16 protein-coding genes and 1 tRNA gene are annotated in these 16495 nt (G+C 65.4%); 4 read left to right on the top strand and 13 right to left on the bottom strand.

The features are described from left to right. Positions 1-244: 244 nt before the first annotated feature. From C722_RS0112960 to C722_RS0112925, 8 genes are all read right to left on the bottom strand, one after another. Positions 245-535, bottom strand: a complete 291-nt coding sequence (locus C722_RS0112960; protein WP_017640905.1) for a DUF2845 domain-containing protein — start codon at positions 533-535, stop codon at positions 245-247. A gap of 41 nt (positions 536-576) precedes the next feature. Further along, positions 577-1158, bottom strand: a complete 582-nt coding sequence (locus C722_RS24900; protein ID WP_017640904.1) for a DNA-3-methyladenine glycosylase — start codon at positions 1156-1158, stop codon at positions 577-579. After that, positions 1155-2954 carry a glycoside hydrolase family 15 protein gene (locus C722_RS0112950; RefSeq protein ID WP_017640903.1) on the bottom strand — a complete coding sequence of 600 codons (1800 nt, stop codon included), beginning with the start codon at positions 2952-2954 and terminating at the stop codon, positions 1155-1157. Before C722_RS0112950 ends, C722_RS24900 begins: the two co-directional genes overlap by 4 nt. 5 nt (positions 2955-2959) lie before the next feature. Then, positions 2960-3853, bottom strand: a complete 894-nt coding sequence (locus C722_RS0112945; protein ID WP_017640902.1) for an SDR family oxidoreductase — start codon at positions 3851-3853, stop codon at positions 2960-2962. A gap of 175 nt (positions 3854-4028) precedes the next feature. Continuing rightward, positions 4029-4283, bottom strand: a complete 255-nt coding sequence (locus tag C722_RS0112940) for a hypothetical protein (protein ID WP_017640901.1) — start codon at positions 4281-4283, stop codon at positions 4029-4031. 165 nt (positions 4284-4448) lie between these two features. Continuing rightward, positions 4449-6089, bottom strand: a complete 1641-nt coding sequence (locus C722_RS0112935; RefSeq protein WP_017640900.1) for a methyl-accepting chemotaxis protein — start codon at positions 6087-6089, stop codon at positions 4449-4451. A 130-nt stretch (positions 6090-6219) separates the two neighbouring features. Further along, entirely contained in the window at positions 6220-7161 is a 942-nt protein-coding gene (locus C722_RS0112930) for a Gfo/Idh/MocA family protein (protein WP_017640899.1), read from the bottom strand. Between the two features lie 66 nt (positions 7162-7227). Continuing rightward, positions 7228-8301, bottom strand: coding sequence for a saccharopine dehydrogenase family protein (locus C722_RS0112925; protein ID WP_017640898.1), 1074 nt, complete (start codon positions 8299-8301; stop codon positions 7228-7230). Positions 8302-8576: 275 nt separating this feature from the next. Here C722_RS0112925 and C722_RS0112920 point away from each other — a divergent pair, with 275 nt between their 5' ends. Continuing rightward, positions 8577-9914: a DUF4214 domain-containing protein gene (locus tag C722_RS0112920; protein WP_017640897.1), complete on the top strand. Its 1338-nt coding sequence runs from the start codon at positions 8577-8579 to the stop codon at positions 9912-9914. Positions 9915-9947: 33 nt separating this feature from the next. Here the strand turns inward: C722_RS0112920 and C722_RS0112915 are convergent, their stop codons facing one another. Then, on the bottom strand, positions 9948-11039 hold the full coding sequence (locus C722_RS0112915; protein ID WP_026083822.1) for a PQQ-dependent sugar dehydrogenase: 1092 nt from the start codon (positions 11037-11039) through the stop codon (positions 9948-9950). A 100-nt stretch (positions 11040-11139) separates the two neighbouring features. Here C722_RS0112915 and C722_RS0112910 point away from each other — a divergent pair, with 100 nt between their 5' ends. Continuing rightward, positions 11140-11625 (top strand): hypothetical protein, encoded by a 486-nt coding sequence (locus C722_RS0112910; protein WP_017640895.1) that lies wholly within the window; start codon positions 11140-11142, stop codon positions 11623-11625. 10 nt (positions 11626-11635) lie between these two features. Here the strand turns inward: C722_RS0112910 and sugE are convergent, their stop codons facing one another. The 4 genes from sugE to C722_RS0112890 form a co-directional block, all read right to left on the bottom strand. Beyond that, the gene (sugE, locus tag C722_RS0112905; protein WP_017640894.1) at positions 11636-11953 is read right to left on the bottom strand and encodes a quaternary ammonium compound efflux SMR transporter SugE; all 318 of its coding nucleotides are present in this window, start codon (positions 11951-11953) and stop codon (positions 11636-11638) included. Positions 11954-12120: 167 nt separating this feature from the next. Then, positions 12121-12516 (bottom strand): hypothetical protein, encoded by a 396-nt coding sequence (locus tag C722_RS0112900; protein WP_017640893.1) that lies wholly within the window; start codon positions 12514-12516, stop codon positions 12121-12123. 100 nt (positions 12517-12616) lie between these two features. Next, a complete protein-coding gene (locus C722_RS0112895) occupies positions 12617-12847 on the bottom strand; it encodes a hypothetical protein (protein WP_017640892.1) in 231 nt (76 codons plus the stop codon). Between the two features lie 253 nt (positions 12848-13100). After that, positions 13101-13177: transfer RNA gene (locus C722_RS0112890), tRNA-Arg, on the bottom strand. A gap of 342 nt (positions 13178-13519) precedes the next feature. On the opposite strand from C722_RS0112890, the gene gabD reads away from it, so the two are divergent. Together gabD and gabT are read left to right on the top strand one after the other, a co-directional pair. Beyond that, on the top strand, positions 13520-14968 hold the full coding sequence (gene gabD / locus C722_RS0112885; protein WP_017640891.1) for an NADP-dependent succinate-semialdehyde dehydrogenase: 1449 nt from the start codon (positions 13520-13522) through the stop codon (positions 14966-14968). A gap of 234 nt (positions 14969-15202) precedes the next feature. After that, a complete protein-coding gene (gene gabT / locus C722_RS0112880) occupies positions 15203-16483 on the top strand; it encodes a 4-aminobutyrate--2-oxoglutarate transaminase (RefSeq protein ID WP_017640890.1) in 1281 nt (426 codons plus the stop codon). The last annotated feature ends 12 nt before the right edge of the window (positions 16484-16495 follow it).

Below are 16495 nucleotides of genomic sequence, written 5' to 3'. Positions count from 1 at the left end.
CAACCGATGGAAAAGCTCGCCTCAAAAATGTTGGGCTTCGCTGCGCTCAACCCAACCTACGCCGGAGCCGCTCTGCCCCTCTCCTTCTGGGAGAGGGCCGGGGTGAGGAAGCTCCCGCCTACCAACCAATGGAAAGGCTCGCCTGAAAATGTTGGGCTTCGCTGCGCTCAACCCAACCTACGTTGGAGTCGCTTTGCCCCCTCTCCCTCTGGGAGAGGGCTGGGGTGAGGGAAGCTCCCGCCCACTACCGCTCGACCCTGATCTCCACCAGCTTGCCATCGATGAACTTGAGGTGGCGGGAGGCGCCGTTCTCCGGGCCATAGGTCCAGAACTGGGTCTCGGCCGCATTGAACTTGGGCACGTTGTTGTTGCGCAGGGCAGGGGGATTGACCTTGCGATCGGCCGGGGCGCCGCAGGCGGCCAGGACCTGCTCGACGCTGTCGCCTTCTTCGACGAGATTCTGCCCGCAGCGCAGGCTGGCCTGGGCCAGCAGGGGCAAGAGCAGGGCAGTCAGCAGCAGGTGACGAGCGCGCATGGGAACTCCGAGAGGTTGTGGCAAAGGCCGTTGCCTTCAGCCTAGCCGTTATCGCTGACGTGGGGCGCTTTGGCAAAGCCGCGACTCAGATAACGCGAGCCGGCCAGGCCGAAACGCCAGGGCACTTCGCGGGCGCGGCTGATACCGATGCGCGGGCCTGCGATCACCGCCACCGCGGCGGTCGCCGGCTCCAGCAGAAAGGGCGGTTCCGCCAGCGACAGGCCGTCGTGACTGCCGTCGATGCCCAATGCCTGGCACAGCCGGCCGGGACCGGCGCAGAGCAGGCGATCGGCCAGCCCGCCTCGGCGTTCGCGCATCACCTCCAGCCCCCACAGCGGCTCCAGGGCGCGGATCAGGACACCCGCGCCATGGCCAGTCTCGCGGCAGACCAGATTGAAGCACCAATGAATGCCATAGGAGCGATAGACATAGGCATGCCCGGGCGGACCGAACATGGCCTTGTTGCGCGGCGTAGGGCCGGCAAAGCTGTGAGAGGCCGGATCTTCGCCGTCGTAGGCTTCGGTCTCGACGATCAGGCCGCCCACACCTTCGAGCCTGAGCGTGGCGCCGATCAGTTGCCGGGCGACCTCGTCCACCGGGCGGGTGAAATCCAGGTCGCTCACGCCTCGGGCTCCGGCTCTTCCAGGATCAGCGCCGCATGCACCATGGCCAGGTGGCTCAGGCCCTGGGGGAAGTTGCCCAGGGCCGCGCCGTCACGGGGATCGCGCATCTCGGTCATCAGGCCGACACCATTGAGACTGGCGGCCAGGACCTCGCGCATCAGCTCGCGCGCCTGGTCCACCTCGCCCAGCACGGCATGGGCCTCGACCATCCAGTAGGAGCAGGCCAGGAAGGCACCTTCTTCCTGCTCGGCACCGCTATAGCGATAGACCAGAGGTCCATGGGCCAACTCGCGGCGGATGGCCGCCAGGGTGCTGACCGAGCGCTCACCGCCGTCGAAGCCGAAACGGATGCCGAGCAACAGCCCGGCGTCCAGGCGCTCGGTACCGGCATAGAAGGTGTAGGCCTGCTTGCGCTCGCTCCAGCAATGTTCGTTGACCCAGTCGCGGATGCGGTCGCGCTCGCGCTCCCAGCGACCGCACATGGCGTCTGGGATGTGGCCGTCGCGGGCCAGGGTCACGGCGCGATCCAGGGCGAACCAGCAGCCCAGCTTGGACAGGGTGTAGTGGCGCTCTTCAGGCAATTCCCACATCCCGGCATCCGTCTGCCGCCAGCCATCGGCGCAAAGGTTGGCCAGATCGGTGAGCAGGCTGGCGGTGGCGAAATCCAGCACATGGCCCTTGCTGGCATAGAGGCGGAAGGTCTCCAGCAGATCGCCATAGAGACTCAGCTGACACTGGGCGCTGGCGCGATTGCCGACACGTACCGGCTGGGAGTCGCGATAGCCAGGTACGGGGATGGCGCGCTCTTCCGGTGCCAGTTCGCCTTCCAGGGTGAAGCAGGTGTGCAGGCGATTGCCGTGGCGGCGGATGACGTTCTGGATCCAGGCCAGGGCCGCCTGGGCCTCGCCGAGGGCGCCCAGACGCAGGAAGGCCTTGATGGTAAAGACCGCATCGCGCACCCAGGCATAGCGGTATTCGTAATTCTTGTCGCCGCCGATGCGTTCCGGCAGCGAGGTGGTGGCGGCGGCGACGATGGCACCGGTGGGCGAGTAGAGCAGCAGCTTGAGCGCCAATGCCGAGCGCTTCACCTCGCTGAGGAATTCGCCCTGATAGGCAAAGCCCTGGGCCCATTCACGCCAGGCCTGATCGCTGCGGTCGATGCGCTGGTCCACTTCGTCCAGGGACGGCACTACGAGGGGTTCGTTCTCGGTCGCGGTCAAGGCCAGGACACTGCGTTGCCCGGCCTCCAGTACCAGTCGCGCCACCAGCCGGCGATCGTCGCATTCGAGGATCTCCAGCCGTTCGCAATAGCGCAGGGTGGCCATCACACCGTCGACATGCATGACCTCGCCATTGGGCGTGCTGCGCATCCAGGGCGAGACGGTCTGGCCCTGGGTCCCGGGTACCAGCTCGATACGCAATTCGACCCGTCCGGAGAGACCTTCGACGCGACGACCCAGTTCGCACCAGGGCAGGCGTCCGGCCGAGCCGCTGTTGAGCGATTCGGTGAGGCGCACGCTGCCCTCGGCGGTGTGAAAGCAGGTTTCCAGGACGTTGCTGTCTTCGCGGTAGGCGCGCTCCACGCGATAGTGGGCGACCGGGGCGATCGAAAAGAAACCGCCCGCCGGGGCGTCCAGCAGGCGGTCGAACAGCGGTGCGGAATCCATGTTGGGGACGCACCACCAATCCAGCGAGCCATCCGGCGCCACCAGGGCGACCGAACGGCCATCGGAGAGGGCGGCGTAGCCCGCCAGGGGCGCGTAGCCATCCTGGCGAGCGGGGTCGAAGGCCGCCACGGCCGTCAGCCCATGCCTCCGGTAGCGCCATAGACCTCACCGGTCACATAGCTCGACTCCTGGGACGCCAGCAGCACATAGATGGGTGCCAGCTCCGCCGGCTGGCCGGGGCGCTTGAACACCGTCTCGCCGCCGAAGGTGGGGATCTTTTCCTGGGGCTGGCCGCCGCTGGGCTGCAGCGGGGTCCAGAAGGGACCGGGGGCCACGGCGTTGACGCGGATGCCCTTGCTGGCGACCTGCTTGGCCAGCGCCTTGGTGAAGTTGGTGATGGCCGCCTTGGTCGAGGCGTAGTCCAGCAGGAACTCCGAGGGCTGGGTGGCCTGGATCGAGGTGGTGTTGATGATGGCGGCGCCGGCTGGCAGGTGTGGCAGCGCGGCCTTGCACAGCCAGAACAGGGCGTAGACGTTGGTCTTGTAGGTAGCGTCGAACTGCTCGGTGGTCAGCTCGGCGATGTCCTGCACGGCGGTCTGCTTGCCAGCCACATTGACCAGGATGTCGAGGCCGCCCAGGGCCTCCTTGGCCTTGCTCACCAGTTGGATGCAGAAGGCTTCGTCCTTCAGGTCACCGGGAACGCAGACGGCCTTACGACCCTCGGCTTCCACCAGCTTGACCACTTCCTGGGCGTCGGCCTCTTCCTCGGGCAAGTAGTTGAGCACCAGGTCGGCACCTTCCCGGGCATAGGCGATGGCGGTGGCCCGACCGATCCCCGAGTCCGCCCCGGTGATCAGCGCCTTGCGCCCGGCCAGACGACCGAACCCCTGGTAGCTGGTCTCGCCATGGTCGGGGCGGGGCTGCATGACCTGCGCCAGGCCCGGGGCTTCCTGGGGCTGCTTGGGAAATTCCGGCTGGGGATACTGGGTAAGGGGGTTTTGCATGCGGTATTGGTTGTCGCTGGACATGACATCTCCTGAAGGGGGCCGAAAGGCGCCCGTTTGGCATCTTTTCGATGACGTTCAAGGAAATGGAGCAACAATTCGCGGGAGAGGTTCCCACTGATAGGTGATGGGTGTCTCGGCCCGGACGGCTTTATCAACCTGCCTTTAAAGGCTGCGCCGATTTCGGAGCCGCCTCGATTCAGACGTCGAGTGGCTCCAGACGCAAGGCGACACCAGTCCGCTGCAGGGTGAGGATATCCGCCTCGCGGCAACCGATCAGACGGCCTTCGGCGGTACGCAGCTGATCGTCTTCGAGCTGGGCATAGGACTGCGGTTGCTTCCCATCGCCGGCGACCATGATGTACAGCTGCCCACGCAGTAACTGACCTGCCAGACGTCCGTCGTCCAGGCCGATCAGGCGATAGCTGCGGCGGGCATCGTAGGTAAAGCGCATGGGAGCATCCATTCAGGGGGTTCAGGTCAGAGCCGCGCTGACGGGCAATGTTCAATTCCCTGTCCCAGGGTATTGAACCGGGAGGGCTACCGCTGCGCTTGCGGCCTGCCGCTCACCGGGGTGAGGGCAGGTCGTCCGCTGGTCGGAAGTTTCCTGGATGACCGATCAATAACGGAATTGCGCGACCAGGCCCTGGAAGGAATTGGCCAGTCGCGACAGCTCCTGACTGGACGCGGCGGTCTGCTGGGCACCGGTGGCGGTCTGGGTGGACAGGTCCTGGATATTGACCAGATTGCGGTCCACTTCGCGGGCCACCTGAGCCTGCTCCTCGGCGGCGCTGGCGATCACCAGGTTGCGCTCCTCGATCTGGGCGACCCCGGTGGTGATGCGGTTCAGGGCTTCGCCGGCACGGTTGGCGCGCTCCTGGGTATCCCCTGCCAGGGACTGGCTCTTGTGCATGGCGCTCACGGCTTCTTCGGCACTGCTGCGCACGGCGCTCATCATCCGTTCGATTTCGCCGGTGGACCCCTGGGTGCGATGGGCCAGGGCGCGAACTTCGTCCGCCACCACGGCGAAGCCACGACCCTGCTCGCCGGCGCGGGCCGCTTCGATGGCGGCGTTGAGCGCCAGCAGGTTGGTCTGCTCGGCGATGCCACGAATCACTTCCAGCACCTTGCCGATCTCGCGTACCTGGCCTTCCAGGGTCTGCACCTTCTCGGTGGAGTCGGTGATCTCGCGGGTCATCACCGCCATGGCCTGGGCCGCCTGCTGCACCTGCTCGCGACCCTGCTGGGCCTCGCGACTGGTGTCCTGGGAGGCGGTCGAGGTGGAGGTGGCGTTGCGTGCTACCTCTTCGACGGCGGCGGTCATCTGGTTGACGGCGGTGGCGGCCTGCTGCACCTCGTCGTGCTGGCGAACCTGGCCCCGGGAGGTCTCCTCGGTCACGGCATGCAGTTCCTCGGCTGCCGCGGCGAGCTGGCTGGCGGCACCGGCCATCTGCTGCACGGTGTCCTTCAGGCTGCGCTGCATGCCGCCCAGAGCTTGCAGCAGCTGGCCCGCTTCGTCACGCCGGCTGCTCTGGATCGGCAGGGTCAGATCGCCCTGGGCGACACGCTCGGCGCTGGAAACGGCCTCGCGGATCGGTGCCACGATCAGGCGGGTAATGACGATGCCCAGCGCCAGGGCGCAGAGTGTGGCCAACAGCAGACCACCGGTGAGCGTCCAGAACGCCTTATCGTACGTGGTCTGCGCCTCGACACCGGCTTCGGCACTCTGCCGCTTGTTGGATTCCACCATGATCTTGAAAGAAGCCATGGTCTTGCGATAGCTGGGTTGAACCTGCTCGTTGAGCAACTGGTTGGCACCGGCTACGTCTTTGGCGGCCAGCCGGGCCAGTACGGCGTCGATGCCGGCCAGATAGGTTTTCCAATCACCCTCGTAGGCATCACCCGCGGCCTTTTCATCAGGCTCCAAGGGCGTGGCGCGATAGGCGGCGAAGGGTTTTTCGGCATCGGCCTGGTTGGAGCGCAGAGACGCGATGATGCGATCCTGCTCGGCCTGGGGCGCATTGGCATAGGCCATGGACATCAGGCGGAAGATGTCGCGGTTATGACCGATCACGTTGCTCTTGGCATCGTTGAGTTGAACGATGGAGCGCAGATTGTCATTCAGCAAGGTGCTCAGCAGCGCATTGAGGCTGTTGAGTCCACTCATGCCCGCTGCGCCTATGCCCAGGGTAATGAGCGTACAAAGACCAAAGGCCACGGCGAGTTTTTTCGCCAGCGCCAGATTGTTGAACCAGACCATTGGGAATTCCTTTCAGCGACGGGGATGCCAGCCGAACTGCGCCGGATGCCTCGCTATCGGCACCATCAGACTGACCTTTAACCCCTCCGGTCTCTCGGTAACGGTGGCCAACACGGCCTGGCCTGACGTTCTAGTCGCGTCCATAGAGGCGATCCAGCAGGCCGTTGGCCGCGAGGGCATCCTCCAGGTTGGCCAATTCTGGACGCGGTTGACCGAGCAGCTGATCGAATACCGCCTGGGCGCCCTGGGGAACACCGGGTGCGATCGCCTCGGCCAGCACCTGGCTCTCACCACTGGTCTCGTGCAGCAGCAGACGCCCAGCGGTGAGCTCCAGGGTGCCCGTGCTGCCATCCAGCCGGATGGCCAATCGCGGACCGCGCAGGGTGGCGCTGGCCCGCAGCTGGATCGGCAGGTGGCCGGCCCGGAGCAACGCCTCGCCGCCATGATCCAGTGGCCAGCGCGCATCGCGTTCCAGGCGGCAGTACTCGACCGTCAGGGCTTCACCAGTCAGCCAGGCGCTGAAATCCAGCAGATGCACCGCCAGGTCACCAAAGGCGCCATAGCCCATGCGCGTCTCGTCCAGATGCGCGGGCCAATCGCTCAGCCAGCCCTCCAGCAACCCGGGGTGCCCGGCGGTGAGCGACAGGTGGCTGAGGCTGCCGATGGCCCCGTCCCGCGCCAGCTGGCGCAGCTGCCGCAGGGCCGGGTCGGTACGCAGATAGAAGCCGCTGAAGCAGGAACGTCCGGCCAGTTGCGCCGCCAGCGCCGTCGCGCGTTCAGCCGAGACGGCCAGGGGCTTTTCCACGAACAGATGGCGAGCGCGCGGGAGCAGGGCGCTCACCGCCGCTTCGTGATCCTCGATGGCGGTGGTGACGAAGGCCAGATCCACCTCGGGCAACTGGGCGAAATCGTCCAGCACCGGCAGCCCATGGGGGGCGGCAAGGCGCCGGGCGCGGGCGGGATCGCGTTCGCTGGCCACGGCCACCACCCGCACGCGCGGATCGGCCAGGCTGGTGTCCAGGTAGTCCTGGGCGTGGATCTGTTCGCAACCGACGATGGCGACGCTGAGCATGAAAAAGGGTCCTCTAACAGTGGTCGTACCGTTATGGACCCCAGGTGCGCCGCTAGGCTTCGTCGATCAGACCGGCTGGTAGGCCTTGCCGAAGCGGTTGGCCAGGAAGGCGTCCATGTCCACCTGCTCCTGGGCGATGAAGCCGCGCTGTGGCAGCTTGCCTTCGCGGAACAGATCCAGGGCGGTGCAGATGCCAGCGGCGGTGGTGATCTGGATGGCGCTGGTCACGCGGCCATCACGCTCGGCGGCGAAGATCTTGCGGCTGAACACCTCCTGCACCAGCTTGCCGCCGCGCATCCCGCTGACGGTGACGAACACCAGCACCACGTCCTGCATGGTGGTGGGCACGGCGCCGCGCAGGATGTTCTTGAGTTGCTCCTGGTCACCGGCCAGACGCAGGTCTTCCAGCAGGAACTTCATCAGGTCGCGGTGACCCGGATAGCGCACGGTCTTGTAATCCAGGGTTTCCACCTGGCCCTGCAGGGTCTCGCACAGGGTGCCCAGACCGCCCGAGGTGTTGAAGGCCTCGTATTCCACGCCATCCAGGGAAAAATGCTCCAGGCCTTCCAGCGGCTGCACCAGTTGCAGTTCGCCATTGCGCACCGCTTCGCAGGGGTGGCAGTACTCGTTGACCAGACCGTCGACACTCCAGGTCAGGTTGTACTTCAGGGCATTGGTGGGAAATTCCGGCAGGGCGCCGACGCGCATCTTCACCTCGCGCACACTGTCGAAGCGCTTGGCCAGGGAGTGGGCGGCGATACCGATGAAGCCAGGCGCCAGACCGCACTGGGGCATGAAGGCATTGCTCGCGCCCTCGGCCAACTGGCGGATGGTCTTGGTCGCCTTGACGTCTTCGGTCAGGTCGAAGTAGTGGGTGTTGGTGGCCTTGGCCGCCTGGGCGACGGGAATCGCCAGGTGGTAGGGCAGGGCGTTGAGCACCACGTCCTGGTCGTCCAGGGCCGCGGTCAGGGCGCTGGCGTCGGACGTGTCCAGGGTGCGGGTCTGCACGCCCAGGGCCGCGATGGCCGCCAGGGCACGTTCGTCACGATCCGCCACCGTCACCCGGTAGTCGCCACTGGCGTGCAGCAATTGCGAAATGGTGTAGCCGATGTGGCCGGCGCCGAGCAGGGTGACGTTCATGGCGGATCCTCCGTGGTTGAGGCTCCAGCTTAAAAAACGGCGCTGCCAGATGTGAGCGTCAGAGCGTCGAAGTGTCGTCCCTTATTTGACGAAACGTCGAGTACCTCGACGATTCGACCAGGACCTTCTTTTCATCCGTCCTGTTGCTTATCGCTCTAGGCGAAAGGCTGTCGATCCCACCACAGGAATCCGGACACAGGTCTGCACCACTTGGCGACACCTTCTATAAGCCAGTGGTCGGCCACGGTGGGTGGCCGCTTCAAGGAGGAAAGACCATGATCGTGGACAATGCAGCGCGGGTGAACGCCTGTTATTGGGGGGTGTTGGGCCGTGCCCCGGACGCGGAAGGCTTCCGTTTCTGGGTCGCCAAACTGGACGAGGGCCTGGGCAATGAGCAACTCGTCCGCCTGTTCCTCAACGGCGCCGAGCGCCTGCAGGCGCAACCGGCCGAGGAGAGCGCCAGCGCCTTCATCGACGGCTGCTATGGCGACCTGCTCGGACGCAACGCCGATGCCGACGGCAAGGCCTTCTGGCTGGGCCGACTGGAGACCCTGGGCAGTACCCAGCAGGACGCCAGGGCAGCGGTCATCGTCGAGATGATCGATTATCTGAGCCGCCCGGATGGCCAGAGCGCCGACCAGCAGCTGTTCCAGACGCGGCTCGAACAATGGCAGCCGCTCACGCCGGGCCTGGCCCTGCACGAAGACACCGGGGTGTCGGCCACTGACGGCATCACCCGCAACGGCCAGGTGGACGTGACCCTGCCGGAAGGGGTGAAGGAGTGGCGTTACAGCCTGGATGGAGGGCAGAGCTGGACCGTGGCGAGCGCCGGCAGTGATACCTTGCAACTAGGCGCGGGCTACTACCAGGCAGGTCAGCTGCAGGTTAGTTATCTTGCTGGCGACGGTAACGGCCGAACCTTGACGAACGAAGCTCAATGGAAGGTCGACACCCAGGGCGCGCAACTCTATCTGTTCACCACCCGTGGCGCCACCACTGAGAACCTATTGCAGTTCCGCTTCTTCGACGATGGCGACATCGAGCAGTGGCGTAGTTCCAGCGATGGCGGTCAGACCTGGCAGCAGGGGGAGGGAGGCTGGCCCGCACCCAAGCTGGAGCCGGGCTTCTATGCGCAGGGCTCGATCCTGGTGGAGACCACCGATACCGCCGGCAATGTCGCGGTGACGGCCCTATCGCGTGACCTCGAGGTTCTGCCCGCCGACCTCACGCCGCCGCTGCTGATCGGTATCGATCAGCAGTCCTACTACAGCCCTGGTGCTGATGATCACATCAATCTGTTGTTTGATAGCTCCATCTATCGTGGGACACGGGATCTCTACTCGGAAGCCTATCCGACGCCTGTGAAGGTGGACCCGACGCTATTGGAGAAGGCCTTCCTACTCGATGTCACCACAGGCACGAAGATTGGCTTCGAGCTCGCTACCACGGTGCGTCATCTGACCAACTTGGTAGACATCCGCTTGGCGACTGACCTAGAGCAAGGGCACCAGTACAGCGTCTATCTGCCGGAGGCTTTCGTCTACGACGCCTACAACAATCCCATCGACGAATTGACCCTGCTGGGCGCCAACAACACCTTCATCGCCGTCTGATCGGGCAGTCGGGGTCTCCTGCAGTGGCCCCTTCTACCCCGGTACCACCCGCAACAGCTGGCCGTCCTCGCCATCGGTCAGCAGCCAGAGATTACCGTCCGGTCCGCTGCGCACGTCTCTCAAACGCTGGTCCAGCTCTTGGAACAAGAGCTCCTGCTCGCCAGGCACGCCGTTCACCAGCGGTATCCGCCGCACCGACTTCTCGCGCAGCGCCGCCACGAACAGACTGCCGCGCCAGGTGGGAAAGCCCTGGCCGTCGTACCAGGTCAGGCCGGCGGGAGCGATGGAGGGCGTCCACTCCAACAGCGGCGGGGTGATGCCCGGTAATTCACGAAAGGGCGTGATGCGCGCGCCGGTGTAGTCCACGCCGCCGGTGGTCAGCGGCCAGCCATAGTTGGCCCCGGCGCGGATCAGATTGAGTTCATCGCCGCCCTTGGAGCCGTGTTCGTGCTCGTACAGGGCCTGGCGCTCGGCCACCCACACCAGGCCCTGGGGATTGCGATGGCCGAGGCTGTAGATCTCCGGCAGGGCGCCGGGTCGCTTGAGGAAGGGGTTGTCCGCCGGCACCTGGCCGTCCCGAGTGATGCGCACGATCTTGCCCAGATGGGTATCCAGCCGCTGGGCGTCGGTGCGCTCGACGTTGCCGTCGCCCAGGGCGATGGCCAGGGTGCCGTCGCCGAGCAGGGCCATCCGCGCCCCGAAGTGCTGGCCGAACGCCTTGGCCGGCTGGCTGGTGAACAGCGGCTGGACGTCCTGCAGGCGTCCGCCGTTCAGCCGCGCGCGCACCACCCTGAGGTGATTGGCCTGGCGCGTGCCTGACGCATAGGAGAGATAAATCAGCTGGTTGCGGGCGAAATCTGGATCCGGCATGACCTCAAACAGACCGGCCTGGCCTTCAGTATAGAGCTCGGGCAGTCCGCTCACGGCCTCCGCCTGCAGGCTGAGTCGGCCCTGGCCATCCGGCACCAGCAGCCGCAAACGCCCGGCACCCTCGGTCAACAGCGCCCGGCCATCGGGCAGAAAGGCGAGCGACCAAGGCCGCTCGAGTCCGGTCGCTACCGTCTCGATCCGGTAAGCGGGCGCCGCCGTGGCCAACGGGCTTCCCAGCACAACGGTTAGCAACACAAACCAGACCCCACGCCGGGAAGCTTTACGTGACGGCCGAGGTCTACCGCAGGCATCCGCTGTCGTTACCATCACTACCTCTCTTCGAGACTGATCGATCATGTCCAAACCGCTCTGGCGCGCCTTGTTCAGACCCCGCCCGCTGCTGGCGTTCGCCGCCGCCCTGTTGCTGGCCACCGCCTGGGGCAGCCTGGTGCAGACCCAGTACAACCTGGCCGCGCTGCAGGGCTTGGGACAGTCGATAGACGCCGCCACCCGTTGGCAGACGTCGCTACAGGATCTGCTGGGCTTCGGACCCATCTACGCCGCCATCGTGCTCGCCGCTTGGTTACCAGCCTTTGCCGCCGCCTTTTGGCTCGGCCGTCGCATGGGTGACTATCTAGCCTGCGTGGTGCCGCTAGCCACCAGTGTCAGCCTGATCGCCGCCATTCGCCTGATCGACGCCTTCGCCCCCATGCCGGTGCTCATCTACGCCACCCGTACCCTGGATGGCCTGCTGGCAATGGCCGTGGGCGGCCTGGTGGGAGGCTTGCTGTTCATCTGGCTGGCCCGACCAAAAGCCGACCGAGCAGGGGACCTGCGCTAGGGGCAAGCGCTCAGGACGACGTCAGCTTCATCAGCACCAGGCCGCTGACGATCAGCGCCGCGGCCAGGATGCGCAGCGGACTCGCCGCCTCGCCCAACAGCAGGATGCCGACCATGAAGGCGCCTACTGCGCCGATGCCGGTCCAGATGGTATAGGCGGTACCCAGTGGCAGGCTGCGCATGGAGATCGACAAAAGCGCCACGCTCGCTACCATGGCGACCCCGGTGATGATCGTCGGCGTGAGGCGGGTGAAGCCCGCGGATTGCTTCATGTAGAACGCCCAGACCACCTCGAGCAGTCCTGCACAAACCAGATAGAACCAAGCCAAAGACGGCCTCCTGTGAAACCGGGCCGTCCCGGAGCGCTGCCCACCGATCGCCGGGGTCGTCCCTTGGGCTGGAAGAGAAGGGCGGCAAAGGTCCTTACCGCTTGATCGGCCCCGCTATCCTAGCCGTTCGAGCGGCGGTCTTTCGACCCGTCCTGGCTAGGCAGAGATCACTGCGCCGTACGTGGCTGGCAGATCTGCGCGGCGATCTCGTCGAATTCCCGATCGAAACTGGCCCGCTCAGCCGCGCTGAGAAAGCCTTGCTGCTGTACGAAGGCATCGGTCTGGCTGCGCACTGCGGCGATGCGCTCGCTGAAGGCTGTCGCCTGCTCCTGACTGATCCGCCGCGCCTTGCGCGCCGTGCTCACATCCGCCAGCAGCACATTGGCCCGCATCGAGACATGCGCCTGCCGCGGATCCGTGATCGATCCGCCCAGTTCTCCCGGCACGGCGCGTTGCTCTTGGAGATTGCAGCTCGGCAGGCCGAGGTCGTCCTGCCGAACCGGCTCTCGGGTACAGGCGCCCAGGGCGAGGGGCAGCAGCAACAGGGGAATCAAGGATTTCATCAAGGTCTCCTCGGGGTGGCCGTAGTGGAGACCTTGAGAGCTCAGAGCGGGCGCTTCGTTCAAGAAGGCCTCTGCGCCGGGCCTTGGCAAAGCCCTGAGACTAGTCGTCCAACCGCGCTTGTCGCTCCAGCGCCGCCAACTGCAGCCGAGCCCCGTCGGCCACCGGGCCTCTACCCACCGCGCTGCTCTGGAGGAGCGACAGATTGAGGGAGTGCGCCGCTGCCTCTATCCCCGGACGAAGGGCATGGCCGGCCTGGGCCAGGGCGGTGTCTTCGGTCAAGAGCGGAGCGGCGAGAAAGAGGGTGACCGAGCTGGTCAGGAGGTATTTCATGAGGCGTCCTTGCGAAGTGATCACCAGGGTATCGGCATCCGGCCGGCTGGTTGGAGCGGGTCTAGAGGTCAGAGCTTAGATCAGGATCGCGCGAGGGATGGTGATAATGGTCAGATAATTTTCGCCGGTAATCTGGCTACGTCCCTTTCATGAACGCTCTTCGCGCCTTGGGACAGCCTGAGAGACCGTCAGAAACAACAAAGCCCGCTCGATGGCGGGCTTTGCTGAGGTTCACGCAGCGGTGAACGGGAGATGGCGCACTCGGCGGGATTCGAACCCACGACCCCTGCCTTCGGAGGGCAGTACTCTATCCAGCTGAGCTACGAGTGCAGCGATTCGATGACGCTGAATCGGTCGCTATCATACTCATCTTGCCCTTGAGCGTCCATGCCCGGATGCACGATGTTGTTGATTTTGAACGACTGTTTCGCGGGTCGTGGCAAGGGCTGCATAAACAAGGAGGAGGGCCGCGCGAAAACCGCTCCGGCGCTCTTGCGCGGGGGTTCAATATTCTCCTAGGATGCGTTCAATATTTCGAACGCCCATAGCGGTTCGGACGTTGCTCGAGCGGGCGCTGAACGGTGGCGATGCCAGCGTTTCCAGGCCTGATCCTATCGCAGGCGCAGGGGTGTCATGCCCTTGCTTCCGGCCCTTTCAGCCAAGGAGACCGTAATGCAGCTCAAAGACGCTTCCCTGTTTCGCCAGCAAGCCTATGTCGACGGCGCCTGGATCGACGCCGACAGCGGTGCCACCGTCCAGGTGGACAACCCGGCCACCGGCGAGACCCTAGGCACCATCCCCAAGCTCGGTCGCGCCGAGACCAAGCGTGCCATCGACGCTGCCAACCGCGCCCTGCCGGCTTGGCGTGCGCTGACCGCCAAGGAGCGCTCGGCCAAGCTGCGGCGCTGGTACGAGCTGATGATCGAGAACCAGGACGACCTGGGCCGGCTGATGACCCTGGAGCAGGGCAAGCCGCTGGCCGAGGCCAAGGGCGAGATCGTCTACGCCGCCTCCTTCATCGAGTGGTTCGCCGAAGAAGCCAAGCGCATCTATGGCGACACCATTCCCGGCCATCAGGCCGACAAGCGCATTCTGGTGATCAAGCAGCCCATCGGCGTCACCGCCGCCATCACGCCGTGGAATTTCCCCACCGCGATGATCACCCGCAAGGCCGGTCCGGCCCTGGCCGCCGGTTGCACCATGGTGATCAAGCCCGCCAGCCAGACCCCCTATTCGGCGCTGGCGCTGGTCGAACTGGCCGAGCGCGCCGGCATTCCCAAGGGTGTGTTGAGCGTGGTCACCGGCTCCGCCGCCGAGATCGGCGCCGAGCTGACCGAAAGCCCCATCGTGCGCAAGATCTCCTTTACCGGCTCCACCGAGATCGGTGCCAAGCTGATGGAGCAGAGCGCGCCCACCATCAAGAAGCTGTCGCTGGAGCTGGGCGGCAACGCGCCCTTCATCGTTTTCGACGACGCTGACCTGGACAAGGCCGTGGAAGGCGCCATTGCCTCCAAGTACCGCAACGCCGGCCAGACCTGCGTCTGCGTCAACCGCCTCTATATTCAGGACGGCGTGTATGACGCCTTTGCCGAGAAGTTCAAGGCCGCGGTGGCCAAGCTCAAGGTCGGCAATGGCCTGGAAGAGGGCGTCACCATCGGCCCGCTGATCGACGCCAAGGCCGCGGCCAAGGTCAAGGAACACATCGACGACGCCGTGAGCCAGGGCGCCAAGGTCATCGCCGGTGGCAAGGCCCACGCCAACGGGGGCAGCTACTTCGAGCCGACCATCCTCGCCGACGTGCCCAAGAGCGCCAAGGTGTCCAAGGAAGAGACCTTCGGCCCGTTGGCGCCGCTGTTCCGCTTCAAGGACGAGGCCGAGGTCATCGAGCTGGCCAACGACACCGAGTTCGGCCTGGCCTCCTACTTCTATGCCCGCGATCTGTCCCGCGTGTTCCGCGTGGCCGAGGCGCTGGAGTACGGCATGGTCGGCATCAACACCGGCCTGATCTCCAACGAGGTCGCGCCCTTTGGCGGCGTCAAGGCCTCGGGCCTGGGCCGCGAAGGCTCCAAGTACGGCATCGAAGAGTACCTGGAGATCAAGTACCTCTGCCTGGGCGTCTGATACCGCTGCTAGCTGGATCTGTTGGGCTTCGCGGAGCTCAACCCAACCTACGGTCGAGGTAGGTTGTGTTGAGACGGTTTCACCGTCGAAGCCCAACAGCCCCTCAGCCTGATCCAAAGTTTTTCCCGGCGCGGACGCCGGGCCGTTGGCAGTCGATCATCGTATGCTGCCCGGAATCCGGTCCGCGTCTTTCCCGTAGCCGGCCGCCACGATGAGCGGCCATCGAGGACTGCAATGAGCCACACCAATGATTCCCTGATGCACCGTCGCAGTGCCGCCGTCGCCCGTGGCGTCGGCCAGACCCACCCGATCTTCGTCGCCCGTGCGGAGAACGCCAAGGTCTGGGACGTCGAGGGCAACGAGTTCCTGGACTTCGCCGGCGGCATCGCCGTGCTCAACACCGGCCACCTGCATCCGCGCGTGGTGGCGGCCGTGCAGGAGCAGCTGACCAAGGTCTCCCATACCTGCTTCCAGGTGCTGGCCTACGAGCCCTACGTCGAGGTCTGCGAAAAGCTCAACGAACTGGTGCCGGGCAACTTCCCGAAAAAGACCGCGTTGTTCAACTCCGGCTCCGAAGCCGTGGAGAACGCCGTCAAGATCGCCCGCGCCGCTACCCAGCGCGCTGGCGTCATCGCCTTCTCCAGCGCCTACCACGGCCGCACCATGATGACCCTGTCGCTGACTGGCAAGGTCGCGCCCTATTCGGCCGGCATGGGCCTGATGCCCGGCGGCGTCTATCGCGCGCTCTATCCCTGCGAACTGCACGGCATCAGCGTCGATGACGCCATCGCCAGCGTCGAGCGCATCTTCAAGAACGATGCGGCCCCTGGCGACATAGCGGCCATCATCCTCGAGCCGGTGCAGGGCGAGGGCGGTTTCTATGCCGCGCCCAAGGAATTCATGCAGCGCCTGCGCAAGCTGTGCGACACCCACGGCATCCTGCTGATCGCCGATGAAGTCCAGTCCGGCGCCGGTCGTACCGGCACCTTCTTCGCCATGGAGCAGATGGGCGTCGACGCCGACCTGGTGACCTTCGCCAAGTCCATCGCCGGTGGCTTCCCGCTGTCGGGCGTGACCGGCCGGGCCACGGTGATGGATGCCGTCACCCCTGGTGGCCTGGGTGGCACCTACGCCGGCAGCCCCATCGCCTGCGCCGCAGCCCTGGCGGTGATCGAGACCTTCGAAGAAGAGAAACTGCTGGACCGCTCCAAGGCCGTGGGCGAGCGCCTCACCGCCGGCCTGCGCGAACTGGCCACCAAGCACGCGCAGATCTGCGACGTCCGGGGTCTGGGCGCCATGATCGCCATGGAGCTGGGCAAGGGTGGCGATATCGAGCAGCCCGACGCCGAGCTGACCAGCCAGATCGTGGTCCGCGCACGCCAGAAGGGCCTGATCCTGCTTAGCTGCGGCAGCTACGGCAATGTGCTGCGCATCCTCGTCCCCCTGACCGCCAGCGACGAAGAGCTGGATCGCGGCTTGGCCATTATCGGCGAGTGTTTCACCGAATTGGCCTGAGTCCTGCCCAAA

This window comes from Pseudomonas sp. 313 (genome assembly GCF_000316965.1).
In the GTDB taxonomy this organism is placed as follows: Bacteria; Pseudomonadota; Gammaproteobacteria; order Pseudomonadales; family Pseudomonadaceae; genus Chryseomonas; species Chryseomonas benzopyrenica.
Note: the sequence above shows the minus strand (reverse complement) of the source record. Positions and strands in the feature narration are given on the sequence as shown.

Bases quoted from the DNA above. Each gene is read 5' to 3' on its own strand.
- C722_RS0112925 (WP_017640898.1), bottom strand. From the start codon at position 8,301: ATGAACGTCACCCTGCTCGGCGCCGGCCACATCGGCTACACCATTTCG.
- gabD (WP_017640891.1), top strand. From the start codon at position 13,520: ATGCAGCTCAAAGACGCTTCCCTGTTTCGCCAGCAAGCCTATGTCGAC.
- C722_RS0112910 (WP_017640895.1), top strand. From the start codon at position 11,140: ATGTCCAAACCGCTCTGGCGCGCCTTGTTCAGACCCCGCCCGCTGCTG.
- gabT (WP_017640890.1), top strand. From the start codon at position 15,203: ATGAGCCACACCAATGATTCCCTGATGCACCGTCGCAGTGCCGCCGTC.
- C722_RS0112930 (WP_017640899.1), bottom strand. From the start codon at position 7,161: ATGCTCAGCGTCGCCATCGTCGGTTGCGAACAGATCCACGCCCAGGAC.
- C722_RS0112940 (WP_017640901.1), bottom strand. From the start codon at position 4,283: ATGCGCTTTACCTACGATGCCCGCCGCAGCTATCGCCTGATCGGCCTG.
- C722_RS0112895 (WP_017640892.1), bottom strand. From the start codon at position 12,847: ATGAAATACCTCCTGACCAGCTCGGTCACCCTCTTTCTCGCCGCTCCG.
- C722_RS0112920 (WP_017640897.1), top strand. From the start codon at position 8,577: ATGATCGTGGACAATGCAGCGCGGGTGAACGCCTGTTATTGGGGGGTG.
- C722_RS0112960 (WP_017640905.1), bottom strand. From the start codon at position 535: ATGCGCGCTCGTCACCTGCTGCTGACTGCCCTGCTCTTGCCCCTGCTG.
- C722_RS0112945 (WP_017640902.1), bottom strand. From the start codon at position 3,853: ATGTCCAGCGACAACCAATACCGCATGCAAAACCCCCTTACCCAGTAT.
- C722_RS0112935 (WP_017640900.1), bottom strand. From the start codon at position 6,089: ATGGTCTGGTTCAACAATCTGGCGCTGGCGAAAAAACTCGCCGTGGCC.
- C722_RS0112900 (WP_017640893.1), bottom strand. From the start codon at position 12,516: ATGAAATCCTTGATTCCCCTGTTGCTGCTGCCCCTCGCCCTGGGCGCC.